Annotated in this window: 17 protein-coding genes; 12 read left to right on the plus strand and 5 right to left on the minus strand. The window is 73.5% G+C overall.

What is annotated here, in order from left to right; all coding sequences use genetic code 11:
* Positions 1-3 precede the first annotated feature (3 nt).
* From WMF17_RS03080 to WMF17_RS03105, 6 genes are all read left to right on the plus strand, one after another.
* Complete coding sequence (locus WMF17_RS03080) at positions 4-1,569, plus strand: vWA domain-containing protein (RefSeq protein WP_437600480.1); 1,566 nt, start codon at positions 4-6, stop codon at positions 1,567-1,569.
* A 334-nt stretch (positions 1,570-1,903) separates the two neighbouring features.
* Positions 1,904-2,713 carry a hypothetical protein gene (locus WMF17_RS03085; RefSeq protein ID WP_437600481.1) on the plus strand — a complete coding sequence of 270 codons (810 nt, stop codon included), beginning with the start codon at positions 1,904-1,906 and terminating at the stop codon, positions 2,711-2,713.
* A 17-nt stretch (positions 2,714-2,730) separates the two neighbouring features.
* A complete protein-coding gene (locus WMF17_RS03090; RefSeq protein ID WP_437648001.1) occupies positions 2,731-3,639 on the plus strand; it encodes a hypothetical protein in 909 nt (302 codons plus the stop codon).
* 586 nt (positions 3,640-4,225) lie between these two features.
* Positions 4,226-4,933 (plus strand): YsnF/AvaK domain-containing protein, encoded by a 708-nt coding sequence (locus WMF17_RS03095; protein WP_437648003.1) that lies wholly within the window; start codon positions 4,226-4,228, stop codon positions 4,931-4,933.
* Between the two features lie 1,553 nt (positions 4,934-6,486).
* The gene (locus tag WMF17_RS03100) at positions 6,487-9,195 is read left to right on the plus strand and encodes a hypothetical protein (RefSeq protein ID WP_437648005.1); all 2,709 of its coding nucleotides are present in this window, start codon (positions 6,487-6,489) and stop codon (positions 9,193-9,195) included.
* 47 nt (positions 9,196-9,242) lie between these two features.
* Positions 9,243-9,989 carry a hypothetical protein gene (locus WMF17_RS03105; RefSeq protein WP_437648007.1) on the plus strand — a complete coding sequence of 249 codons (747 nt, stop codon included), beginning with the start codon at positions 9,243-9,245 and terminating at the stop codon, positions 9,987-9,989.
* A 37-nt stretch (positions 9,990-10,026) separates the two neighbouring features.
* Here the strand turns inward: WMF17_RS03105 and WMF17_RS03110 are convergent, their stop codons facing one another.
* Positions 10,027-10,989, minus strand: a complete 963-nt coding sequence (locus tag WMF17_RS03110) for a hypothetical protein (protein WP_437600486.1) — start codon at positions 10,987-10,989, stop codon at positions 10,027-10,029.
* 383 nt (positions 10,990-11,372) lie between these two features.
* Here WMF17_RS03110 and WMF17_RS03115 point away from each other — a divergent pair, with 383 nt between their 5' ends.
* The gene (locus WMF17_RS03115) at positions 11,373-12,761 is read left to right on the plus strand and encodes a hypothetical protein (protein ID WP_437648009.1); all 1,389 of its coding nucleotides are present in this window, start codon (positions 11,373-11,375) and stop codon (positions 12,759-12,761) included.
* 26 nt (positions 12,762-12,787) lie between these two features.
* On the opposite strand, the gene WMF17_RS03120 is transcribed toward WMF17_RS03115, so the two are convergent.
* The gene (locus WMF17_RS03120; protein ID WP_437600488.1) at positions 12,788-13,759 is read right to left on the minus strand and encodes a tetratricopeptide repeat protein; all 972 of its coding nucleotides are present in this window, start codon (positions 13,757-13,759) and stop codon (positions 12,788-12,790) included.
* 467 nt (positions 13,760-14,226) lie between these two features.
* Here WMF17_RS03120 and WMF17_RS03125 point away from each other — a divergent pair, with 467 nt between their 5' ends.
* The gene (locus WMF17_RS03125; protein WP_437600489.1) at positions 14,227-15,912 is read left to right on the plus strand and encodes a protein kinase domain-containing protein; all 1,686 of its coding nucleotides are present in this window, start codon (positions 14,227-14,229) and stop codon (positions 15,910-15,912) included.
* A gap of 100 nt (positions 15,913-16,012) precedes the next feature.
* Positions 16,013-18,202 carry a bifunctional alpha,alpha-trehalose-phosphate synthase (UDP-forming)/trehalose-phosphatase gene (locus tag WMF17_RS03130; RefSeq protein ID WP_437648011.1) on the plus strand — a complete coding sequence of 730 codons (2,190 nt, stop codon included), beginning with the start codon at positions 16,013-16,015 and terminating at the stop codon, positions 18,200-18,202.
* A 16-nt stretch (positions 18,203-18,218) separates the two neighbouring features.
* Here the strand turns inward: WMF17_RS03130 and WMF17_RS03135 are convergent, their stop codons facing one another.
* Positions 18,219-19,952, minus strand: a complete 1,734-nt coding sequence (locus WMF17_RS03135) for a right-handed parallel beta-helix repeat-containing protein (RefSeq protein ID WP_437648013.1) — start codon at positions 19,950-19,952, stop codon at positions 18,219-18,221.
* A gap of 488 nt (positions 19,953-20,440) precedes the next feature.
* On the opposite strand from WMF17_RS03135, the gene WMF17_RS03140 reads away from it, so the two are divergent.
* Positions 20,441-21,058: a Maf family protein gene (locus WMF17_RS03140; protein WP_437600492.1), complete on the plus strand. Its 618-nt coding sequence runs from the start codon at positions 20,441-20,443 to the stop codon at positions 21,056-21,058.
* 70 nt (positions 21,059-21,128) lie between these two features.
* Here WMF17_RS03140 and WMF17_RS03145 read toward each other — a convergent pair whose 3' ends face one another.
* Positions 21,129-22,136 carry a LacI family DNA-binding transcriptional regulator gene (locus WMF17_RS03145; protein ID WP_437648015.1) on the minus strand — a complete coding sequence of 336 codons (1,008 nt, stop codon included), beginning with the start codon at positions 22,134-22,136 and terminating at the stop codon, positions 21,129-21,131.
* A gap of 372 nt (positions 22,137-22,508) precedes the next feature.
* Between WMF17_RS03145 and mgtE the strand changes: the two genes are divergently transcribed.
* Entirely contained in the window at positions 22,509-23,843 is a 1,335-nt protein-coding gene (mgtE, locus tag WMF17_RS03150) for a magnesium transporter (protein WP_437600494.1), read from the plus strand.
* Between the two features lie 119 nt (positions 23,844-23,962).
* On the opposite strand, the gene WMF17_RS03155 is transcribed toward mgtE, so the two are convergent.
* The gene (locus tag WMF17_RS03155; RefSeq protein WP_437600495.1) at positions 23,963-24,568 is read right to left on the minus strand and encodes a hypothetical protein; all 606 of its coding nucleotides are present in this window, start codon (positions 24,566-24,568) and stop codon (positions 23,963-23,965) included.
* 308 nt (positions 24,569-24,876) lie between these two features.
* On the opposite strand from WMF17_RS03155, the gene WMF17_RS03160 reads away from it, so the two are divergent.
* The gene (locus tag WMF17_RS03160) at positions 24,877-25,158 is read left to right on the plus strand and encodes a hypothetical protein (RefSeq protein WP_437600496.1); all 282 of its coding nucleotides are present in this window, start codon (positions 24,877-24,879) and stop codon (positions 25,156-25,158) included.
* Positions 25,159-25,229: the final 71 nt, after the last annotated feature.

The following is a 25,229-nucleotide window of genomic DNA, read 5'->3' on the forward strand; positions in this document are numbered from 1 at the left end:
GCCATGAAGCTTCGAATCCATCATGTCCTCGCGCTCGGCGCCGCCGCGGCGCTCGGCGCGATCGGCTGCGGCTCCGACGAGAGCAGCTCCGGCGAATTCGTCTCGCCCGAGGGGCCCCCGGGCAGCGTGGGCGTCTCCCAGGGCGGCTCGCAGGACTTCGGCCTGTTCCGCCAGATCCTGGAGGACGGCGAGATCCCCGGGCCGGACACGCTCGACGACGTCGGCTTCTTCGCCGAGCACAAGCTCGACTACCCGGCCGCGGCCTGCGGCGACGACGTGTGCATGCACGGCCTGCTCGGGATCATGGGCAACATGATCAGCGGGTCGCCCTGCACGCTCATCCAGATCGGGATGAACTCGCCCGTGGACCTCGGCGCGCTCGAGCGGCCGCCGCTGCACCTCGTCATCGCGGTCGACACGAGCGCCTCGATGCTGGGCGACCCCATCGCCTACCTGAAGGCGGGGCTCGTCGAGATGATCGACGCGCTCGGGCCGACCGACCGGATCTCGCTCGTCCGTTACTCGAACACCGCCGAGGTCGTCCTGGAGCAGGCGGAGGGCTCGGACCGGGAGGCGCTCACCGAGGCGTTCGAGGGCCTCGTCGCCGCCGGGTCGACAAACCTCTACGAGGGGCTCTTCACCGCGTTCGCGGTCGCGGAGCGGCACCTCGATCCGGCCTGGCAGAACCGCGTGATCTTCCTGTCCGACGGCGTGGCCACCACCGGGCTCACCTCTCCGGAGCGGCTCGTGTCGCTCGCGCGGGGGTACGCGGAGAAGGGGATCGGCGTCACGGCCGTCGGCGTCGGCGCGGAGTTCGACGTCGGCGCGATGCGCGGGATCAGCGAGGTCGGCGCCGGCAACTTCTACTTCCTCGAGGACCCGAAGGCCGTGGAGGAGGTGTTCACGGAGGAGGTGAAGACGTTCCTCGTGCCCCTGGCGCTCGACGTCGAGCTCGACGTCGCCGTGGGCGACGGCTACGTCGTGCGCGGCGCCTACGGCACGAACGGCTGGCAGGGCGGTGAGCGCGGCGGGGCCGTGCACATCCCGAGCCTCTTCCTCGCCGGCCGGACCAGCGCCTCGGAGCCCGTCGGCTCCGGCCGGCGCGGCGGCGGCGGCGCCATCGTGCTCGAGCTCGTGCCGAAGCCCGATCAGCAGGGCGTCGACGATCCCCACGCCGTGGGCTCCCTCGCGCTGTCGTGGAAGCACCCGCTGACGGGCGAGACCCACGCGCAGCAGGTGGACATCGAGGCGCCGAGCACGCCCGACGCGCCCCCGGAGGGCGGCTATTTCTCCGGTGATACCGTCGAGAAGGGCTTCGTGATGCTGAACCTCTACGCCGGGTTCAAGCTCGCCGCCCAGCTCGCCGCCGACGCCGATCCCCGCACCGCGCGGCGCACGCTCGAGGCGCTGCGCCCGAACGTCGAGGCGTGGCTCGAGGAGCACCCGGACCCGGACGTGGAGGACGACCTGCGCTACGTCAACCTGTTCATCGAGAACCTCATCACGGTGGAAGCGGACGTGCAGCCCTACACGCCCGCGGAGCCGCCGAACCCCTGGCCCGCCGATTGAATCACGCGGTCTTCGCGAGGCCCCCGCGGCGGTGATCCGCCGCGGGGGCCAGCGCGCGCCGGGCGATGCTGTGGCCCGGCATTCACGTGGAGCCTATCAACAGGCGTTCACTGGCGCGCTCGGACTGTCTCGGCGCGTCCTGGAACCCTGGAACCCTGGAACCCTGGAACGAAACGAAACGCTCCCCGCGCGCCGCGAACGGGCACCGCGCAAATAGCGCTTCCCTGGCGGTAATTACCTTGTGTAGGATCCTGTGTTTGCGGCCGTTCGAGAAGGAGAATTCATCGTGCGAATATCCAGCGTTCTTGGGTTGGCGAGTATCATCGTATGTCTGATGGCCGCTCTCCCCGCGAGCGCCGGCGTCGAGGAATGCGGCAACATTCGCTTCGACGAGCTGTCGAACTGTGAATTGCGCGTCACGGCCGAGTGCTCGGCGGGCTGCAGCGAGCTCGGGATCTACAAGACGGCGTGCGCCACGAAGCTCGTGCCGGTCTGCAAGACGGAGTGCTCCCTCTCGGCGGAGGCGACCTGCACGGACGGCTGCACCACGCAGTGCTCGACGGACTGCGCCAACGGCGTCATAGTCATCTGCTCCCATAACTGCTTCGTCGAGTGCACCACCGAGCGGGACGCCAAGTGCTCCGGCGCCGCCGACGTCGCGCAGTGCGCCGCGACGTGGGACGCGAACTGCGACAGCGAGTGCGACGCCCAGTGCGTGACGGTCGATGGAGACTGCTATCAGCACTGTATCGAGTGCTGCGGCGGCTCGTGCACGGCCGGCGCGAACATGGACTGCCAGACCACCTGCCAGGACGAGATCTTCGAGGACTGCGAGCACGAGTTCCGCGCGAACTGCGATGCTTCCTGCAGCGGGGACGGCGCGCTCTTCTGCGATGGGACGTACGTCATCTCCGGATCGCAGGTCCCGGCGTGCGTGAAAGCGCTGCTCGCGCAGGGCGTCTCCGTGAAGGCCGAGGCGGAGGTCACCATCGGTCCAGACGGCGTGAGCGGAGATCTGTCCGCCGGCATGTGCGCCGCCGGCCCGGGGAACAAGGCCTCCCTTGTCGCGCCGTTCGCCGCGCTCGCCGCGGCGGCAGGCTGGCTCGCCCGGCGGCGCAAGCGGTCCTCGCACGCGTCGAGTTGAGCCGGTACCAGGTGATCGTGCGGCCGACCTCCCAGCCGCTGCGCGCGGTGCTCGCGCTGCTCGCCCTCGGCGCCTCGGGCTGCGGGAGCGAGGACGCCGACGCGCTCGTGGTGGTCGGCCTGACGACGGATATGGCGATCGGCTTCGAGATCGATGAGATCGAGAGCACCACGAAGGTGGATGGCGTCGTCACGCGCGCCGAGCGCCTCTCGTACGGCGGGGGCGAGCTGTCGCTCCCGGCGGAGCTCCCGGTCGCGCCGGCGCACGACGGTGCGGAGGTCGAGCTGTCCGTCGCGGCGTTCCGCGACGGCGAGGCAGCGGCGATCGTGACGCGGAGGGCTGTGACCCGCGCGGTCGGCGGGCGGCGGCTGCTCCTGCCCGTCTCGCTCGACGAGGGGTGCTCCGCGGTCTCCTGCGCGGCCGGCGCGACCTGCGCGGGGGGGGCGTGCGTCGACCCCTTCGTCGCCCCGTCCGCCCTCGCCGACCACGACCCGATGTGGATCGCGTCGGCAAGCGACGCGTGCAAGACGCCCTCCTCGGGCGATCCGGAGATCATGATCGGGCAGGGGGAGAGCGCGTTCGCCCCCCTCGAAGAGGGCGAGGTGGTGCCGATCGAGGCGGGCCCTCAAGGAGGTCACCACGTGTGGCTCGCGCTGCGCGTGACCGGCCTCCGGCAGATGGGCTCGCGCCTGAGGGTAGGGGGCTACTTCCGCGAGCTCGAGTTCGAGCTGCGTCCCTTCACCGCGCAGGTCACGCTGCACAGAGCAGCGGGAGACCTCTGCGAGATCTACGGCATACGCTTCCAGGTGGATCGAGGCCTCATGGTCGATGCCGTCCGGGGCCGAGCGCTCGACGTCGAGATCGCCCTGGAGGACCCGAACGGCGATCGCGCGACCGCCGCGCGGCGGGTCGTCATCGCTCCCTGACACCTCTTCGAGCGACGGAGCCCCGGGACCGAACGTCGGGCCGAGCCGCGTCGAGCTCCCGGTGAAGCGCGGCCCGACGGGCAGAGGGCGCACCGCCGTACCGGCCGCGCGCCCGGGCCCGCCGCGCAGGCACGTTTGCTGGAGCCGCGGATCGAGCGTCGCGCCGCTGTAACCGCGACGCACGGGGCCGAACGGGCGCGGCGGCGCGCTTTCGGCAAGACGGGCGCGGCGGCGCGCTTTCGGCAAGACGGGCGCGGCGGCGCGCTTTCGGCAAGACGGGCGCGGCGGCGCGCTTTCGGCAAGACGGGCGCGGCGGCGCGCTTTCGGCAAGACGGGCGCGGCGGCGCGCTTTCGGCAAAGTCGGTGTCCGGAGCCACGGCGACGTCAGGAGGACCGACGTTCGGATTGCATGACGATTGCATGGCGGGGAGGGACACCGGAGGGGGCCGCGACCCGGGACGAGGCGAGAGAGAGCTCGCCACGAGATCGGTTGGCCGAGAGAGCGCAGCACAGCGGGGGCCGAGCGGCCCGTGCCGCCGGCGCCCCTCACGATGCCGGGCCGGAGAATTCCGGGTTGGGGGTAGATATGGTGAAGCAACAGGAGATCACGCGTGGAATGGTCGTCCGGAGCTCGGACGGCGAGAAGCTGGGCAAGGTGACGCGGCTCGACGTGGACACGTTCGAGATCGAGAAGGGCTTCTTCTTCCCGACGGAGTACGCCGTGCGTTACGACGAGGTGGCCGGCATCCGGGACGGGGACATCCTCCTGACCCACGCCCGCGACCAGCTCGCCGGTGGCCGCGACCAGGGGCGCGGGGCCGAGGGGATCTCGGCGGGCGGTGAGATCCGCGTGCCGCTCGTGGAGGAGGAGATCACGGCCGGGAAGACGGTGAAGGAGGTCGGTCGGGTCCAGGTCAGGAAGGAGGTCGTGACCGAGGAGAAGCAGGTCTCCGTGCCCGTGGCGCGCGAGGTCGTGCACGTCGAGCGCGTCCCCGCGAGCGGAGCGCGTCCGGTCGCGCCCGGGACGACGGTCGAAGAGGGGTCGATCAGCATCCCCGTCCGCGAGGAGCAGGTGGAGATCTCGAAGCGGCCTGTGGTGAAGGAAGAGCTCCGGATCAGCAAGGAGGTCGTTCAGGAGCAGGCGCAGGCGCGGGCGACGGTCCGTCGCGAGGAGGCCGAGGTCCGGACCGAAGGGCAGGTGCGGCGCGAGGACACGCTGGACGAGACACCGGCCACCCTGCCCGAGCAGATGCCGCCGGAGCGGGCCACCGGGACGGGCGGCAGGCGACGCTGAGCGCTCACGCCATCATCGCGCCGTCGCGCCGCGGCCGCCGCCGCCATGCACGCGGCGGCGAGGGCGCCGGCCCAGCCCCCGCCCGCGCTGCCGGTGTGGCAGCCGCAGCCTCCGTCGCCCAACCGCGCCCCGCCGGCAGGCAGCGCCCCGCCGCCCGGCGCATCGGGCGCTCCGCCCATGCCCCCGGCGCTCGCGCCTCCGCCGCCGCTCGCGGCCGTCGCTCCGCCGACGCCGGTCGCGCCGGTCGCGCCGGTCGCGCCGGCGCTCGTTCCGCTGCCGGCCGCGGGGGAGCCGGCGTCCGGCGTGCAGTCGCGGTGGCCCGTCATCAGCGCGACGCGCGGCCAGTCCGTCGGGCAGAGCGCCCCGACCGCCGTGGTCGCCGCGCAGCCGAGCGGGCCACGGATGCACGCCTGCCGGAGCAGCGGCTCGAACGTCGCGCCGCCGTCGAGCGAGCGGCCGATCGTGAAGTCGTCCAGGAACTCGCTCGCGCACGCGTGGAGGCCCGCCTCCGTCCAGGTGAAGCAGCGCGGCGCGACGCTCGAGACGCGCTCGAACGCGAGCGTCGACGAGGGCGCGCGGAAGACGCCGTCGACGTCGCTGCCCACCGCCACCGTCGCGCCGTCCGGCGAGATCGCGAACGCGCGCACGAAGCCCTGCGTCTCGAACACCGGCTCGAACGCCGCCCCGCCGTCCGTCGAGACGAACAGGCGCCCCGGCGCGCTCGCGACCCGCACGTACAGCACGTCGGCGTCGAGCGGATCGACCCCCGCGATGTAGGGCTCGCGCGACGTCGTGCTCCCCGGCACCACCGCGGTCTCCCACGTCGCTCCGCCGTCGGCCGAGCGCGCGATCACCCCCTTGACCGGTCCGCTTCCGGTCGCGAGGCCGCTCACGTAGACCCGCTGCGGATCCGAGGGCGCGACGTCGACCGTCCGCGCCTGAAAGCCCGCCGGGAGCGGCGTCCCCGCGCTGGCCCAGCGCGCGCCGCCGTCGCGCGACGCCCAGAGGGCGTGCCGGGTCCCCGCGGCCACCGCGACGACGTGCGACGGGTCGCCCTGCCGCACCGAGAGATCGAGCACCGCCTTCCCCGCGAGCTCCTCGGCGCGCGCCCAGGCGCAGCCGCCCTCGGCGCCGACCGCGATCCCGTCGCTCAGCGCGGCGAGCACCCTGCCGCCCTCCGCCGCCGCGATGGGTGGAGCCGCGCCGCCCGTGTCGTCGTACCCGACGGCGCCCTCGCAGATCCAGCGCCAGCTCGCGCCCCCGTCCCGCGTGGCCAGCAGGCCGTACGTCATCCGGGCCACGGCGCGCGCCGGGTCTGCCGGGTCGAACACGAGCTGGTCCGCCGAGGGAAAGACGCCGTTCGCAGCGGCAGGGGAGGGCACCGCCGCGAGCGCCGCGGCGACGAGCGCCGCGGCGCGCACCGGGCGAGATCGCGGCCTCACGACGCGCAGGGAGGACCATCGCATCCAGGATCCATCGTAACCGCGCGTGCGTGCGCGCGCGCACGCCAAGAACCACCCACGCGCTTTCCGCGCCCCGCTACACTCGCCGCAATGCCGGAGCGCATCGTCGTGTCCTTTCGAGGTACTGCGGCCCTCTCGCAGCCGGACAGCACGGACGCGGTCGTGCCGTGGCCCGGCCGCCGCGGCGCGACGCGCGCGCCGGGGCCGCCGTCGCGCCACCGGGGCGCGGCGCGCGACCCTCGCCGCGCGCCGCGCGGCGAGGAGAGCTACCTCGCGCGGGCGCTCGCGCTGAAGAAGCGCGCCGAGGCGCTCGGCGCCACCCTGTGCGCCTGGAGCGCGCAGACCTTCTCCTTCGAGTTCAGCCCCGAGGACATCGAGGAGGCCGTGCTGCTCGCCGCGCTCGCCGCGGAGGACGCGTCCGTGCACCCCGACGCGCGCTTCGCGGTCGGCATCGCGCAGGGGGAGATGACCTACGTCGGCGAGGCGGGGCGCTTCACCGCGCTCTCGTGGGGGCAGCCGCTGCTCGTCGCCGTCATGCTCGCCCGCGTCGCGCTCCCGGGCGACGTGCTCCTCGATCCCGCGCTCCAGGCCGTGCTCTCGGGCGAGCTCATGACCCTCGGCATCCACCGCGGCGTCGACGGCGCGCGCCGGGTGCGCGGCCTGCGCCTCGACGCGCAGCAGCCGCTGCGCCGGCAGGTCGCCGAGAGCGTGGCGCGCCTCTGCAAGCCGCCCCTGAGCGGCCGCGACGGCGAGCTCGCCGCGCTCGCCGTGCCCCCCGGCTCCCTCGCGATCGTCCGCGCCGAGCCCGGCGCCGGCGGCTCGCGGCTGCTCCTGGAGCTGCTCAGGGCCCTCGCCCCGTCGCGGAGCCTCTTCGTCGCGCCGATCGGGGCCTCGCGCGAGCCGTTCGGCGCGCTCCGGCGCGCCCTCGTGCGCGCGGCGCCCCGCACCGAGAAGGGCCGCGCGCCGGCGCTCCCGGATCGCCTGACGCCCGCGCTCGCGCGGCTCATCGCCGGCGAGGGCGTCGAGCCGTGGCGCGCCGCCGAGGTGATCGCCGCGTGGCTCGCCCCCGAAGGCGCCCGCTCCGGCCTTGTCGCCGTCGACGACGCCGTCGAGGTCGACGCCGCGAGCCTCGAGGCGATCGCGATCGCGCTCGAGATGGGCGGCCTGCGCGCCGTCGTCCGGCTCGGGCGCGCGGAGCCGCTCCCCGCGCCCCTCACCGCGCTCACCCCCGCCGCGACGGTCGCGCTGGGGCCGCTCTCCGCCGCGGGCGCCCAGGACCTCGTCCGCCGCTTCCTCGACGGCTGCATCGACGAGGCGGGCGCGCGCCGGTGGGCGGCGCGCGCGCCGCCCTTCCCGCTGGCCCTGCGCGAGCTGATCTGCGAGGCGCTGGAGAGCGGCGCGCTGCGCTGGATCGGCAGGAGCGTCGCGCCGCGCCGGCGCAGCGCCGGGCGGGGCAGGCCCGCGCGCACCATGACCGGCGCCGAGCTCGCGGCGCCGCCCGCGTCCCGCGCGATCGAGGGCCGCCTGCGCCTGCTCGCGATCGGCCATCGCACCGTCCTCACCGCGCTCGCGACGCTCGGCGGCGACGCGTCCGAGTCGGCGATCGAGGCGCTGTGCGACGGCACCGGCGCCCCGAAGGTCACCGCGGTCCAGGCGGCGCTGCTCGGCGCCGGCTGGGCCTTCCGGCCGGAGCCGGGCTGGCTGAAGCTCTCCTCGCGCACGCTGCGCGACGCCCTGCTCGCGGCCGTCCCGCCGGGCGAGCGCTCCGCGTGGCACCTCGCCGCGGCGCGCGTGGTCGAGGATCACGCCGGCGTGCTCGGCCTCGCCGACGCCGCGTTTCACGCCGCGAAGGCGGGCGACCGGAGCTCCGCGGCCGATCTCGCCGGGCGCGCCGCGCGCGCCGCCGGCGACGCGCTGCTCGAGTCGTCGGCCGCCGAGCTGCTCGCGTTCGCCGACGAGCAGGAGACCGCGAGGGAGCACCGGCTGGACGGGGCGCCGGACAGCACCTCGAGCCAGCCGCCGACCTACCGCACGCCCATCGAGGTGGTTGGCGACGCGCCGGATCCGCAGCGCGCGACGACCGCCTCGGAGCCCGCCGGCGCCGACGCGCTCCGCGCGGCGGCGGACAGCTCCGCGCGCCGGCGGGGCTCCACGATGCCGGCCGAGAGCGGCGGCGCGCGCGCCGGCGGGCCCCGCGCGTCGCGGCCGGGCGGCGCAGCGCCGGCGCTCCCGGACGAGACGCCCGCGGACTTCCCCGACGTGCCCTCCCTGGACGAGGACTTCCCGCTCGACGACGCCTCGGGGGATCCGCTCGCGAAGACCTCGGAGTCGCCCGTCCTGTCGATGAACGACATCGCGGTCCGCCTCGCCGAGCTGGCCAAGCAGGCGCTGGTTCAGGGCGATGTCCGCACGCTGGAGCGGCTCGTGGGCGAGCTCCGCCGCACCGGCGAGCACCAGGAGCTGGCGGAGCGCCTGAGCGGCCTGATCTCGCTCGGGCGCGGCGCCAAGGAGGAGGCGCTCCGGCGCTTCCGGATCGCGGCGGAGGCCGACGCGTCGCCCTCGCATCGGGCGCGGGCGCTGCTCGCCCACGGCGTCGCGCTGGCCGCCACGGGCCGCACGGAAGGCGCCCTGCTCGAGGCGCTGAGCGCCCTCGCGCGCGCTCGCGAGGCCGAGGATCGCCGCGGCGAGCAGGCGTGCGCGCAGTTCCTGGCGCGGCTCGCGGCCGCGGTCGGGCACGAGGAGGCGGCCCGCACCTGGGCGCAGGTGGCGCGCCTCGCCGGCGCGGCGCCCCCTTCCTGACAGCGCATCGATTGACAGCGTCGTCGCGGCTGTTCATACCCGCGGCCATGTCGTCCCGAGAGCCCTCCGGCGAGCCCGCTCCCGCGCCGGCAGCGCGCGAGGAGCGCGCTGCGCCGGCGGCGCGCGCCGGCCGCTCCGCGCGCGCCGGCGCCAGCGCGCGCTGGAGCGCCGCGCTCCTCGCGCTTGCGCTCTCGCTCGGCGCGATCGCCGGCGTCGCGTACCAGCGCTACGCCGCGGTGCACCTGCGCGAGCTCCCGAAGGTCCCGCGCTGTGTCCGGGGGGCGCGGGTCGCGCTGCGCAGGCCGGTCGTGGTGTCCGGCACGGAGCCCCGCCAGACGGCGTCGGGCGAGACGGTCTACCTCACGCTCGGGGAGGACCTTGCCGTCGCCTGCGCCCTGCAGTTCGACGAGGCGCTCGCGCGCCACCTCGCCGGAGCGCTGGCCGAGCAGGCGCCGGCGCAGCGCGCCGCCCGGCTGCTCGAGCTCGTGCACGACCGCGTACCGGCGGATCCGGCCCACGATCGCTCGGCCTCCGCGGCCTACATGATGGCCTCGGCGGCCCTTCGCGGCCTGCCCGACGGCGCGCCCGAGGTCCGCGCCGCCGCGGAGGCGATCGAGCAGCGGCACGCCTGCCGCTTCGCCACGCGGCGCGGTTGCCCGACGCGCCCCCCGTTGCCGGTGCTCGTGTGGCTCGCCGGCGTCCCCGCGGCGCTGAGCCTGCTCGGGCTGCTCGGGATCGGCCTCGCCGCGAGCGCCGCGCGCTACCGGCGCTGGACCGAGCGACGGGGCCGCTGATCGCGTCGCGCGCGGTGTCGCCGCGCGCCCGCGCGCCTCAGTCGATCGCCTCGACGCGGAAGCTCGACTGGACAAGCCGTTGGGGGCTCGCGCCGATGTCGGAGACGTCGAACCCGAAGCCCGCGCCCTGCTGGTGGATCCCGCCCGACGTGGCGCCGCTCGGCATCTTCACCGACGAGCTCACCGTGACGTAGACCTTCGCGCCCTTGGCGAACGCGGCGGTCATCGCGAGCACGCGCCCGGCGAGCTGCGCCGCCGCCTCGCGCGCCACCCGCGCCCAGAGCGCGGCGGCTCCGGCCGTCGACGACAGCGCGCGCACCCCGAGCACCGCGCCGGCGCCGCTCAGCTGCACCTCGAACACCGCGCGCGCCGTCGCGGGCGTCTCGGCTGCGCGCACCGCGTCCGCCACCACGGACGCGACCGTCCCGGCGGCGGGAAGATCCAGCCCCAGCGTCTTGTCCCGATCGCGCATCACGTCGCGCAGCACCTCGCCGGCCCTGTCCATCGAGACCTCCCGCGGCGCGGTCGGCGCGGTCGGCGCCGGCGGCGGAGGCGCGCGGTCCGGCAGCACGCCGGGCAGCTGCCACACCGGCACGCCGCCGAGCCCTGCCACGCCCCGCGGCCCCTCGGCGCTCGGTGGACCGCCGTACTCGGCCGCCGGCGGCGGAGGCGCGACCGGGCCTTCCCGCGGCTCGACCGGAGCCTCCGGCGGCGCCGGCGCCTCCAGCGCGCGCCGCTCCCGGCGCGCCGTCCGTCCGAGGAGCGGCGCCGCCTCGCGCGGCCGCGCCCCGTCCGGAGCGTGCGGCGGCGGCGCGTCCGGCTCGTCCTGCTGCGGAACGAGCGGCGCGACGGGCTGCACCTCGATCTCCACCTCGCGGTACGCGCCGCTCGAGCGGGCCACGAGCGCCGGCGCCGGGCTGCCAGCGATCCGCGAGAGCCACGGGATGGCAGCGTGGAGCAGCGTCGCTGCGAGCAGGAAGCGGGCCTCACGGGGAAACAAGCGCGGAGCACCTTGCTGGGTGGCGGAGAGCGGTGCAAGTGCGCGTTTCATCGCCGCCGTGCTCTGTTCACCGCGCGCACCTCACCCGCGCCGCCGCGAGCACTTCCCTCTCGCCCCCCCGCTTCGCCGCCCGACGGGCTCACCCACGCGTGTTCCAGCAGGACACACAGCATTACCGTCACGTTTAAATATGCGCGTACGGCACGGTTGCCGCTTGAGCTTCGTGCCGTGCTGGTCGATCCTCCCGCTGCCACGGCGCCTTCCAGGCTCATGGCAGGAGCAGAAACGCAGCGCGGCGCCGCATGTGCAACGCGCTCACCGAGACGAAGCAGCGCCTGGCAGCGAAGGCCGAGCGCTACGTCCCCGCTGAGGAGGCGCATCGAATGAAGGCAAACGTGCGCGCTGACAGGTCGCCTGTGGACCTCTCGCTGACGCCCACGCCGCCGCCTGTCACCGTGGTCCAGGGTTCCCCGGATCGCGGTCTTCCCCTCGACCCGCCGCCCGGTTCGCTGGAGCAAGGGTCTCTCCTCGTTCCGCCGTCCCTCGGCGCGGCGCCCGATCCGCTCGAGCAGGGGCTCGCTCCCGGCCTCGGCGATCCGGCGCTGCAGGGGGCGCCGCTGCACCTGGCCGAGGCCGGACCGTACGGCTCCTGGTCTGCTCCCTCAGCCGACGAGCGCCGCGCCCGCAGGTGGAGCGCCCTCGGGGCGTTCGTCCTGGCCGCGGCGACCGTGATCGTCGTCGTCGTCCTGGCCGCCCGCGGGATCGCCGCGCGGATGCCGGTCAACGCCGAGGCCTTCCGCGCCATGACGCCCGTCAGCCGCGCGCTGCTCCTCGCGTCGCGCTCCGCGCGCGAGGGCGCCGCGGCGAAGGTGCTCGTCGCGCCCGAGGTGTTCGCGCGCTGGCAAGGGGCGACGCCGCCGCCCGAGATCCGGCACGACGGATACGCCTCGATCCGCGGCGGCGTGCTCTTCACGCCCGAGACGTTCACGCCCGCCGGGTCGAGCTACGATCTCGTGCTCCACTTCCACGGCAGCACCCAGCTCGTCCGCGAGAGCGCCGAGGTCGCCGGGCTCAACGCCGCGGTCGCCGTCATCAACCTGGGCATCGGCTCGGGGGCCTACGAGGACCACTACGCGCAGCCGGGCATGTACGAGAGCCTGCTCGCGGACATCGACCGGGCGCTCGCGCAGCGCGGGCTGCCGACCCCGCGGCTCCGCCGCGTCGCGCTCTCCTCGTGGAGCGCGGGCTACGGCGCGATCGCGAAGATCCTCGAGCTCCGCCGCGGCATCGAGCGGCTCGACGCGATCCTCGTCACGGACGGCATCCACTGCGGCTTCGCCCCCGGGCACCCGAGCGGGCTCAACAACCTGCAGCTCGCGTCGTTCGCGCGCGCGGCGCAGCTCGCCGCCTCGGGTCAGATGCTGTTCACGATCACGCACTCCGAGATCGACCCGATCGCGTACGCCAGCTCCAGCGCGACGGCCGACTACCTGCTCGGCGCGGCGGCCGGGCACCCCGTCGAGCGGGCGCCCGCGTGGGCCGCCCCCCCGCACCTGCGGCTGCGCGCGGCCGAGGGCGCTGTCTCGAGGAAGCTCGAGAAGCAGCTGGTCCCGACCACCGAGGCGAGCGTGGGCGAGCTCCGCGTCCGCGGGTTCCGGGGCAACACGCCGGAGCACCACATGGCGCACCTGCTCCAGATGGCCTCGACCGTCCTCCCCGAGCTCGTTGATCGCTGGCGCGAGGGCGGTGATCGCCCGCCGCTCGAGCGCTGATCGCCCACCGTCGGCGGAGCGGCGCGTCAGCTCCGGCTCCGCGCCTCGTCCATCCACGCCTTGATCGCCTCGGCCACCGGGTGATCCGACCCGAGCTCCGCCGCGGCCAGCGCGAACGCCCGCTCGTAGAGCGGCAGCGCCGCGGAGGGCCGCCCCGCGGCGTGGTGGACCTGCGCGAGCCGGACAAGGGTCGGCCGGAGCGACGGGTGGGCGGCCCCGACGAGCGCCTCCCGCGCGGCGAGCGCGCGCTCGTACAGCGCCGCCGCCTCGGCCGCGTCCCCGAGCGTCTCCCGCGCGACCGCCAGGTTGTGGAGGATCGACGCGAGCAGCGCCCCCTCCACGGACGGGTCCGCCTCGGCGATCTCCAGCGCCCTCCGGAGCATCGCCTCCCGCTCGGCCGCCGGGCGGTCCTCCACCAGGAACGTGGCCGCGTTGTAAAGCACCTCCGCCACGAGCGGATGGCGGGCGGAGGTCGCCCCCTCGCGCAGCGCGATCGCCCGCTGGAAGAGCGGTGCCGCCTCGGCGCGCGCCCCCCTCCGGCCGAGCAGCAGGCCGAGCCGGTTCAGCAGCGCGGACAGCTCGACCGGATCGGGCGCGCGCATCCGGTCGTAGCCCGCGAGCATCCGGCGGAAGAGCGCCTCGACGTCCTCGGCCGCCCCCCGGCGCTCCAGGATCGCGGCGAGCTGCTCGAGCAGCCTCGGCAGCGGGGGGTCCGTGCCCGCCCCCGCTGCCTCGGCGATGGCGATCGCCCTCGCCGAGCTCGCGCGCGCCTCGTCCAGCCGCCCCTGCGCGAGCTGCGCCGAGCTCAGCGCGTACAGGGGCCCCGTCAGCTCGGCGTCCCCGGGGCCGAAGATCTCCTCGGCGACGGCGATCGCCCGCGCGCACGTCGCCTCCGCCTCGGCGTGGCGGGAGCCGGCCAGCTCGGACGCCGCCTCGTCGAGTAGGCGCCGGTACTCTCTCCCCCTCCACCAGCGCCACAGGGCGCGATCGGGTCGCATCCTCCTCTACTACCTCGTCCCCGCCCGCCAGGGCGAGGGGGCCGGCGGGGACGTCCGGCGCCCGCGGCGGCGAGGCGAGGCAGGGACGATCGGAAGAGCATCGCGCGGGCGCGGAGCCGTGTAATCTCCTGGCAGGATCTCGTGGTGCGAAGGTCGGATGCGGACGCTCGATGCGAGCAACTGGCGGTTCCCGTCGATCGGGGCTATGGCGCTCGGCGCATGGTGCAGCGCCTCCCGCACGGCCGCCGGCTGGGCTCCCGGAGGGGCCTGCGACAGGGGGCCATCGGTCTCGCGAACGGGGCGATCGAGGAAAGGTCGCCAAGGACTTTTCTTCCGTTTAGACTGCCCCGACGGCCCCACGCACCGAAGCTCCCCACGATCATGAGGTCAAAGCTCACGCATCGCGAGGCATCGACACCGAGGGGAGGGCTCGCCCGCGCCCGCACGGGGAAGGCGACGGAGTTCATATGAGTGCCAACGAAAACGTCGTCGATGAAGTAGCGCGCAGCGAGCCGATCGATCCGTTGCTCGGGAAGGTGCTCAACAGCAAGTTCAAGATCCTGTCCATGCTCGCGACCGGCGGCATGGGCACGATCTATCGCGGCGAGCAGCTCCCGCTCGGGCGCGCGGTGGCGATCAAGGTCCTGATCCCGAACCAGGCCTCGCGGCAGCTCGACCCGAACTTCCACAAGCGCTTCTTCCTCGAAGCGAGCATCCTCGCGCGCCTCCAGCACCCGAACATCGTCACCGTCTTCGACTACGGCCGCATCGAGGCCGACGATCAGGACCGGTTCTTCATGGCGATGGAGTTCCTCGAGGGCGAGACGCTCTTCCGGCGCGTGCGCCGGCAGGGGCGCCTCCCGCCGCCCGAGGCCATGCGCATCGCCCGGCAGATCGCGCGCGGGCTGCGCGAGGCGCACAAGCACGGCGTCGTCCACCGCGACCTCAAGCCGTCGAACGTCATGCTCGTCTCCAACGAGGACTCGGAGGAGGCGGTCAAGATCCTCGACTTCGGCCTGGTGAAGCAGCTCGGCGACGACTCGGAGGAGCTCACGCAGCAGGGCGCGTTCCTCGGCTCGCCGCGCTTCATGTCGCCCGAGCAGATCTCGCACGGCAAGGTCGATCTCAGGACCGACATCTACTCGCTGGGCGTGATCCTCTACCAGATGCTCTGCGGGAAGGTCCCGTTCGAGTCCGAGAAGTCGATCCAGATCCTGATGGCGCACCTCCAGCAGCCGGTGCCGCGCATGAAGGATCGGAACCCGGACGTCGACATCCCGGAGCCGCTCGAGGCGCTCGTGATGCGCTGCCTCGCGAAGGATCCGGACGGACGGCCCGCGACGATGGACGCCCTCATCCAGGGCCTCGGCGAGTGCGCCCGCGGCATGGGCGTGACGACCGCCTTCGGCGGCACGCAGATCACGTCGTTCGAGTCGCTGCCCGGCGTGCAGATCTCGTCGCGTTCGTCCACGGTGCAGGCGCTCAAGGAGGCGGTGACGCTCCCTGCGCCGGCGACGGACGACGAGGCGAGCGGTCGCACCTCCGGCGTCGGGACGGGGGTCGCGGCGGCGACCACGGCGGACGCGTCGAAGGGCGCGGCGGGCGCGCAGGACGCGCGACCCGCCGGGCGCAAGGCGGTGATCCTCGCCGCCATCGGCGCCGTCATCGTGGCGGCGGTCGCGTTCGTGCTGACCCGCAACCCCGCGTCGAGCGAGGCGACGACCGTGCCCCCGCCCGCGGCTAGCCCCGCGCCGACCAGCGCGCCCAGCGACCCCAAGGGCGCGGCCTCGTTCATGCTCATCATCGAGTCGATCCCGCCGGGCGCCGAGGTCCTCGAGGACGGGAAGTCGCTCGGGCAGACCCCGCTGCAGCTCTCGATCGAGAACGAGCTGGTGCGCGCGGCGCCGCGCCGGCTGACGGTGCAGAAGGAAGGCTTCCAGCCCTACTCCATCATCCAGGGGCCGTCGGAGATGTCCGTGCAGACCGTCGCGAGGCTCGCGCAGGTGGAGGCGCCGGCGAAGACGGAGGATCCGCCTTCCAGCTCGCCCAGCAGGAGGACCTGGGGACGGCCTGCTCGCGTGGTCCCGCCTCCGCCCACGACGAAGCCCGCCGCCCCAGAGAACACAGCGCCCCCGATCCGGATCGACCGGTAACGCTCAGGATGCGCCGGACGAGCCGCTCGGCTCGTCCCTGATTTTGCCGCGCCGCGTGGGCGTGGTGCATGCGCCATGCGCTAGCTTCTTCGCGCCGCGCATGTCCCGCCTGCTCATCGTCTCGAACCGCCTCCCCGTGACCGTCCACGTCGATGACGGCGACGTCTCCGTCGTCCCGTCGGCGGGCGGGCTGGTCACCGCGCTCCGCGGCCCCCACGAGCGCCTCGGCGGCCTCTGGCTGGGCTGGCCTGGCGACGTCTCGCGCCTCGGCGCGGAGCAGCGCCAGGCGATCGAGGAGCAGCTCGAGCAGCTCGGCGCCGTCCCGGTGCACCTCACCCCGGCCGAGGTGAGCCATTATTACGACGGCTTCTCGAACGGCGTCCTCTGGCCGCTGTTCCACTACCTGACCGAGAAGGTGCACCTCGACGCGCGGCGCGACTGGGAGAGCTACCGCGAGGTGAACGAGCGCTTCACCGAGGCGATCGTCGCCCGGTACAGGCCGGGCGATCGGGTCTGGATCCACGACTACCAGCTCATGCTCGTGCCGGCGATGCTGCGCCGGCGCATCCCGGACGCGCGGATCGGCTTCTTCCTGCACATCCCGTTTCCAGCGGCCGAGGTCTTCCGGAGCCTGCCGTGGCGGGAGCAGGTGCTGCGCGGCATGCTCGGCGCCGACGTCGTCGGGTTTCACACGACGTCCTATCGGTACCACTTCGTCTACTCCGCCGCGCGCGTGCTCGGCCTCGATCCCGACCTCGAGACGCTCGCGTACGAGGGGCGGAAGGTGCGGCTCGGCGCCTATCCGGTCAGCATCGACGTCGACGAGTTCGCGCGGCTCGCCCGGGACGAGGAGGTGCGCGCCGAGGCGCGGCGCATCCGCGAGCGCGCCCCGGGACGGAAGATCGTGCTCGGCATCGACCGGCTCGACTACACGAAGGGGATCCCGCGGCGCCTGCTCGCCATCGAGCGCTTCCTGGAGAGCGAGCCCGAGCTCCGGAGCCGGGTCCGGTTCGTCCAGCTCGCGGTGCCGACGCGCGAGAAGGTGGACGCCTACGCCGACGTCCGGCGCCTCGTGAACGAGCTCGTCGGCCGCATCAACGGCAGCTACGCGACGCTCGACGACGTCCCGATCCACTTCCTGCACCGGTCGATGCCCATGTCCGAGGTCGTCGCGCTCTACCTCGCCGCCGACGTGATGATGGTGACGCCGCTGCGCGACGGGATGAACCTGGTCTGCAAGGAGTACGTGGCCTCGCGGATCGACGACACCGGCGCCCTGGTGCTGAGCGAGTTCGCGGGCGCGGCCGCCGAGCTGATCGAGGCGCTCCTGGTCAACCCGTACGACATCGACTCGGTGGCCGCCACGATCAAGCGGGCGCTCGTCATGCCGCCGTCCGAGCAGCGCGTCCGGATGCAGGCGCTCCGGCGCCGCGTCGTCACGCACGACGTGCACCGCTGGTCGCACGGCTTCCTGAGCGATCTCGAGCGCGCGTGCAGCCCGGCGCCCGCGGTGGGTGCGGTCCGGCGCCGCGCCGGCGCGCCGCAGCTCAACACGATCGCGAGCGCGCGCAGCGCGCCGTCGCTCGTCGTGATGCTCGACTACGACGGCACGCTCGTCCCGCTCGCGGCGATGCCCGAGCTCGCGCCGCCCGACGAGGAGCTCATCGCCGACCTGCGCGCGCTCGCGGCGCGCCCGCGGACGCAGGTGCACGTGGTGAGCGGCCGGCCGCGCGAGGACCTCGAGCGGTGGCTGGGCGAGCTGCCCATCAGCCTCCACGCGGAGCACGGGTTCTTCTCCCGCGCCGGCCCCGGCGAGCCCTGGGTCGCGCTCCGCGAGGCGTCGCTCGACTGGAAGCCGCGGGTCCGCGACATCCTCCAGGGCTTCGTCGACCGCACGGCGGGCAGCTTCATCGAGGAGAAGGTGGTGTCGATCGCGTGGCACTACCGGTCTGCCGACCCGGAGCTCGCCAGCCACATGGCCCGCGAGGTGCCAGCGAAGCTCGACGAGGTGCTGCGCGAGCGCGATCTCGAGCTGATCCCTGGCCGGAAGGTGCTGGAGGTGCGGCTGCGGGGCGTCAACAAGGGGGTGATCGTGCCGCGGGTGCTGGCGACGGTGACGCCCGAAGCGATGGTTGTGGCGCTCGGCGACGACAGGACGGACGAGGATCTGTTCGCGGCGCTCCCCCCCACGGCCCTCACCGTCCACGTGGGCGGCGGGGCGAGCTCCGCGGCGTTTCAGCTGCCCGATCCGGCCGCGGCGCGGCGCTTCTTGCGCGCGCTCGTCGCGTGAGCGCCCGCGCTGCGGCTCACGCCCTGGAGCGGCGGCCGCGGCGCCGGAGGGCGGCCCCGAGGAGCGCCGTCATCCCCGCGAGGGCCGCGCTCGATCCGGCGAGCGGACCGCCCGCGAGCGCCCCGGCGGCGCTGCACGAGCCGGCGTGGCCGGCGCAGCGGGCATCGGTGCCCTCTGCGGCCTCGTTTCCGGCCGCGGCGCAGTCGGCGCCGTCCGCGCCGGCGGCGTTGTCGCCGTCCGCGTCGTCGGCGTCGCCGTCCGCGTCGTCGGCGTCGCCGTCGCTGGTGGCGGCGTCGCCGTCCGCGTCGGCGGCGTCGCCGTCGCTGGTGGCGGCGTCGCCGTCCGCGTCGGCGGCGTCGCTGTCGCCGGTGGCGGCGTCCCCGTCGCTCGCGGCGGCGTCTTCATCGCTCGCGGCGGCTCTCGTGGCGTCCGCGGTGTACGAGAGGCCGGCTCCGAACTCGTAGGCCCCGATGTCGATCGCGCCTGTGGTCGGCCGCTGCGGCGCTCCGCTGGCCGCGCGCACGCTCTTCGCGGGCGTGAACCGCGGTGCGGCGAGCGGGTTCGGGAACGGGTGGCCGGCCGGGCTCGGCGTCCACCGGGCGCCGGCGTCGATGAGCGGGCTGCCCGCCGACGGGCGGAGGTCCATCGAGCCGATATCGGCGAACCCGGGATCGGCGCCCTGCAGCGTGCCAGTCCACGCCGCGGGGATGGCCGAAGAGCCGGTCGGAACCCAGTTGTTCGCGCCTGCGAGCAGCGCCGCGCCCGTCACCCAGCTCGCCGACCTGTCGACGTAGACCTCCACGCCGCCGCCGCCGAGCCGGTAGAACACGTTGTTGCTCATCTCGACGCTCTCGATGCCGTCGAACATCCGGATCGCCGGCCTCGAGCCGGGGGCGAGCAGGAACGTGTTGTTGACGAACCGGAAGCGACCGAACGTCTGCCCGGTGCCGTCGCCCCCGACGCGCGCGACGAAGTTCTGGTTTGTCTTGCGGAAGACATTGCCGACAACGTCGGAGTCCTCGCGCGCGAGCCCCTCGTCCTGGCCGTCCGGCCCGATGAGCTCGATCTCGTGGTACTTCGCGCCCTCGATCCAGTTGTAATAGATCTCGTTCCGCTCCGCGCGGCTCTTCACGTTGTTGCCACCGTTGCTGTCGTGGACATAGCAATGCCGCATGCGGAACACCGAGCCGAGGCGCGTCTCCTCGTCGGTCGCGATGTAGATGGGGTGCCTGGTGTCGCCCGAGCCGCAGGCGTAGACCTCGACGTACTCCAGCGTGAACGAGCCCGACTCGGAGTCGGCGCCCAGGATGCCGTGCCCTGGGCAATCGTGCACCACCGCGTCGCGGATGGTGACGTCATGCGCGCGGTTGAACACGCAGCGGTTCGCGCCCCGGGTGATCTCGAAGCCCTCGAAGGTGTAATGATTGCCACCGAAGACCACCGTGTTCGTCCCTCCGGACAGCACAGGACGGCGGCCGTTCACGCGGACGCCGCGGATGGTGATCTTCTGCGCTTCGGTGCCGGATTTTTTGAAGATCAGATCCCCTGGATAGGTGGCGTCGCCCTGGACCTCGACCACATCCCCGGCAGCCAGGCGAGGGGCGACCTCGGCGAGGCTCGAATACGGCTTGCCTCGGCCCACCTCGTACGTCGCTGCGCTCGCCGGCGAGGCCGCGAGCAGCACGGAGAGCCCGATGCCCGGCGCGACGAGAGAGAGCGTGACGAGGTGCCTTGTGTTGAGTTGCTGCATCGCCGCAATCTCGCGTGCTGAGGTGCCCTGTTGCAAGGTGCTTTTTAATGAAATGCATGATGGGTAATTCAGGCGACGCCTGACGGCGGGTAATCCGTGTCTTTCCTTCGCGGTTCCCCGGGGTTATGCCCATTGCTGACTCTCCGCGCCGTCGATCGGGATCGAGGGAATGAATGTAGGGGTCGAATCCGTGCGGAGGGAATCAGGGAGATTCGAGCGGTGTCCGATCGCGTCTGGCACAGGAATTGTCATGAATTAAAAATTCAATGATGTTAGATAAATATGCCAGTGCGCCAAGGGTGCGAGGAGAACAAGAAGATCTGAGATGAAGAAATCGATCGATGGGCACAGGAGGATCCTGATCTCTCCTCTTGGCGTCCTTTGCGTCTTGGCGGTTTTTCTCTCCCTCTCTCGTCTGCCGACGCGCGCGCGGCGGGGGGAGGCGGTCCCCCTCGGCACCGGCGTCTTTCCGTGCCATGGATCCGGCCATGTCCCGGATTGTCCTCGCCTCCACGTCTCCTTTCCGGAGGGCGCTCCTCGACCGCCTCGGGCTCGCGTACGAGGCCGTCGCGCCGGCGTTCGACGAGATCGCGCCCGAGGGGCTGTCGCCCGTCGCCTGCGCCCGCCTCTTCGCGGAGGGCAAGGCGCTGAGCCTCGGGCGCGCGCGCGACGACGCCCTGATCATCGGCGCCGATCAGGCGCTCGATCTCGACGGCGAGCTCCTGCGCAAGCCGGCGTCGCTCGACGAGGCGGCGGACCAGCTCGGGCGGCTCGCCGGGCGCGTCCACGCGCTCCACGCCGCGGTCGCGGTGCACGCGCCCCCGGGGCTGCCGCTCGCGCCGGGTGAGCCGCGGACGCTGGCCGAGACCGTCACGGTGGAGCTCCGCGTCCGGCCGCTCGGGCGCGCGCAGATCCGGCGCTACGTCGAGCTGGATCGGCCGATCGGCAGCGCGGGAGGGTACCTCTTCGAGAAGCACGGACCGTGGCTGTTCGACGACGTGCGCCACGCCGACGAGACGGCCATCGTGGGGCTGCCGCTCGTCCCGCTCTGCCGCCTCCTGCGCCGCTTCGGGGTCGATCCGCTCGGCGTGCCCGCGCGCGCGTGAGCGCGCCGGGGCCGGCGGGCCGCGGGGAAGGCGGCCCCGTCAGCCCGAGCGGCCGCAGGACCGACGCGCGTCAGCCCGAGCAGCCGCAGGAGCGGCGGACGATGAGCTCGACAGGGAGCCGCGCCTGCGGCTCCGTGGCGACGCTCTGGATCCGCCGCACGAGCTCCCGCACGGCGAGGCGCCCGACGAGCTCCGTCGGCGGACGGACGGTGGTGAGCGCCGGGTCGAGGTGCCGCGCGGGCCCGATGTCGTCGAACCCCACCACCGACACATCGGCGGGGACGCGCCGGCCCTCGCTCCGCAGCGCATCCATCGCGCCGATCGAGGCGGCGTCGCACCAGCCGACGACCGCGTCGAACGCCGCCTGCTCGCGGAGCAGCGCGATCGTCGAGGTGCGCGCCTCCTCCGCGCCGAGCCCGCCGCGGCAGAGGCGCGGATCGAACGGGAGGCCATGGCGCAGGAGCGCTCCTCGGTAAGCCTCCTCACGCCGCGCCGCGTCCTCGTTCCCCGCGGGGCCCCGCAGGAACGCGATGCGATGCCGGCCGTGCGCCTGGATCAGATGATCGATCGCCGCCCGCACGCCCGCCTCGTTGTCGATGACGATGCTGGGCAAGGAGAGGCCCGGCGGCGACGTTCGATAGACGAGGAGCGCCGGGAACCCCTCGGCCGCGATCCGCCTCAGGCTCGCCTCCCCCATCGCGGCGCCGAAGATCAGGACACCATCGGTGTTGTGCCGACCGAGCATCCGGTGCAGCGAGCTCTCCGAACGCAATGCGATCAAGAGATCATACCCCTCCTCCGTGGCCGCGCCCGCGACGACCTGGAGGAAGCTCGACATGAAATCGGTGCCGACCGTGGGCAGGAGAAAGCCGAGGGACCCAGTCCGGCCCTGCGCGAGGCTCCTCGCGGCAGCGTTCGCCACGTAGCCGAGATCGCGTATCGCGGCGAGCACCCGCTCGCGGGTCGTCGCGCTGCACTTGCCCCTGTCGTTCAGGACCCTGCTGACCGTCGCCGGAGACACCCCGGCGTGCCGGGCCACCTCCTCCATGCGTACCGACGGCCGAACGCCGGAGCTCATCGTGACCGCCTGAGGCGAAGATTTCATGCTGGCAAACAAGGCAAAGGAAAGCGCTTGCATCCTAGGAGGCGTGGCGGGTTCCTGTCAAACCGTACTCCGCACACCGGCACAGTTTGACTCTCAAGGAAAAATTCCAAGGCACCAGCGCGCGCTGCGGGCTGACCTGACCGCCCCAGGCGTCGCGCTGGCGGCCGGCGGACGTGGGCGGCTCGCGGCGCCGCGGGCGCGCCGGGGCTTCCGGGGAGCGCGGCCGTGGCGCGTCCTTTGCTATCCGTCGGTCGAGGGCCAAGCCTGCCGCTGGGCCCCTCCGACTGAGCACCTTCTGCCGGGCGACGCCGACGGGGCGGGCCAGGCGCTCGATGAGGTGAGGCGATGATGGAACGCCCGCCCTTCAAGGCGGCCGAGACGCTCACGGCCGCCGAGCTGTCCATGTCGTGGCCCGCCCTGGAGAACGAGGAGCGGGTGCAGGCCTATCGCCGCCTGCGGCGCGAGGAGGCGGAGGATTTCTTCCAGGGCCTCTCCACCGCCGACCAGGCCGCGCTCCTCGCCGCCCTCTCGAAGGGCGAGCGCAGGCTGTGGCTCCGCCTGCTCGCGCCCGACGACGTGGCGGACATCCTCCTCGAGGTGTCCCCGGCTGAGCAGGAAGAGCTCCTCGCGCTGCTCGACGAGCCGACACGGCGGGAAGTGAGCGCGCTCCTCGCCTACGCGGAGGACGAGGCCGGCGGGCTCATGAGCCCGTGGTTCGCGCGCGTGCGGCCGGAGGCGACGGTCGACGAGACGATCAATTACCTCAAGCGACAGGCCAGAGATCACCTGGAGACCGTCTACTACGGCTATGTGCTCGACGCCGAGCAGCGGCTGCGCGGCGTGGTGTCGCTGCGACAGCTCATGATCACGCCCGGCCACCGGCGCGTCAGCGACATCATGAAGACCGACGTCGTGTCGGTGAACGAGGACGCCGACCAGGAGGCGGTCGCGCGGCGCTTCGCGGAGCACGATCTCGTGGCGATACCCGTCGTCGACGGCGAGGGCCGCATGAAGGGGATCGTCACCGCCGACGACATCGTGGACGTCGTGGAAGAGGAGGCGACCGAGGACATCCAGAAGCTCGGCGGCATGCAGGCGCTCGACGCGCCGTACCTCCGGACGCCGCTCCTCAGGATGCTCGGCAAGCGCGCGGGCTGGCTCTCCGCGCTGTTCGTGGGCGAGCTCCTCACCGCCACCGCGATGGGGCACTACGAGGACGAGATCGCCCGCGCCGTGGTGCTGGCCCTCTTCGTGCCGCTCATCATCTCGAGCGGGGGCAACTCCGGATCTCAGGCGACGACGCTGGTCATCCGGGCGATGGCGCTCGGCGAGATCCGGCTCGGCGATTTCTTCCGCGTCAGCCGCCGGGAGCTCGCTTCGGGCCTCGCGCTCGGCGGGATCCTCGGCACGATCGGCTTCGTGCGCGTCATCGCCTGGGAGCACCTCTTCGGCGCCTACGGCCGGCACTACGTGCTGCTCGGGCTGACCGTCGCGCTCAGCCTGGTCGGCGTCGTGACGTGGGGCACCCTGGCGGGCGCGCTCCTGCCGTTCGTGCTCCGGGCGCTCCGCTTCGACCCGGCGAGCGCCTCGGCCCCGTTCGTCGCGACCCTCGTCGATGTCTCCGGCCTCGTGATCTACTTCAGCATGGCCGAGCTCCTGCTCCGCGGGGTCCTCCTGTGAGGCGGGCCAGCGCCCGCCGCGGCGCCGATGCGCGGCGGTGATCGCGGCGCCGCGCTGGTGCGGCCGCTCGCGCCTGGAGGCGCCCGGGGAGGGCGCGCTCTGCGGGGTGCGCTCGCGCGCTAGGGGTTGACGCGCGACTCGAGGTAGCGGGCCGCATACGCGCCGATCACGCGCGCGTCCTCGCGCCAGCGGCCGCCGATCGACAGCTTGTCCGCGTCGGCGGCGCTCAGGGTCGTGTTCGGGATGGGCGACGCCGTGCGGCTCGAGAGCTGGATCTCATCGAGCACCTTGCCGTCCGGCGTCGTGAGCCGGAGCGTCATCCTGATCTGGCTCGGGGCCGAGGTGACGACCGCGTAGAAGCCGGGGTTCATGTAGCCGACATAGGGCCTGATCACGAACTGCGCCGACGTCATGCCGGTGGTCGGCGCGACCTCGATGCCCTCGTCCTTGGCGCGTTCGACCAGCGCCTTCGTGAACTCCTCGTTGACCGACTCCTTGTCCGCCATGTGGCGCTGGTAGTCGTCCCCGTCCTTGCTGGCGAGGTACCGGTCCTCGGGCTTGTCGATGATCTGGAGGCCCACGTAGTCGATGGGCATCAGGGCGAAATACCGCTGGCCCACGAACGGATCGGGGCTCGCCTGGGTCACGACGCGCCAGCTCGGCGCGCACCCGGCGAGGGCCGCGAAGCCGAGCAGCGCGGCCGCGATGAAGCTGCGACGGTGCATAGGGGCCCGCCTTGTAGGCCATGTCCGAGCGCGCTGGCAAGCGCGGCCCCGCACCCCGCACCCCGCACGCCGGCGGCGCGGCCCGGCCGGCGCCCCGCCGCGGCCGGTGCGGCGCGATCCGCGGCCGGCGCTCCTCCGGCCCGGACGGGGCGGCTCCCTCGCTCGGGCGCGCGCGAGGCCCCGGACCGCGCGCCCATGTGCAATGGGCGGACATGACCCGAGCTGGCCTGTTGAATGCATCTCGATGCAACCGATGCAATCGCTACCTCGTACGAGGAGGCATTTCCATCGACGTTGGAGGTGAGCTCATGGTCTCGAATTTCATAGCAGGCCTCTTCGGCCTCTGGCCCATCGTGTTCTTCCCGGCGTTCGGCGTCGACCCGCCGGAGGACGCGGGCGACAGCGGCTCGCAGGAGGTCGGCGCGCCCAGCGAGAGCGCTCCGCGGTACGTCTATTCGATTTCCTGTATCGAGGGCAGCACGGGAAAGAAGACCTTCGGCACGGTCGACGATTTCTGCAGCGCCCTGCGCGACGAGCAGGTCTGCTCCGAGAGCGCGGCCCTCTTCGCGCTCCTCCACGGATGTCCCTGAGCTGTCCCTGAGCGTCCGCGCGGTCGCGGCACAAACGCTTGACATCCGAGGGGGGCCTTGCTCTTCCTAGC

Origin of the sequence: Sorangium sp. So ce362 (genome assembly GCF_051519845.1) — a bacterium.
Lineage (GTDB): Bacteria > Myxococcota_A > Polyangia > Polyangiales > Polyangiaceae > Sorangium.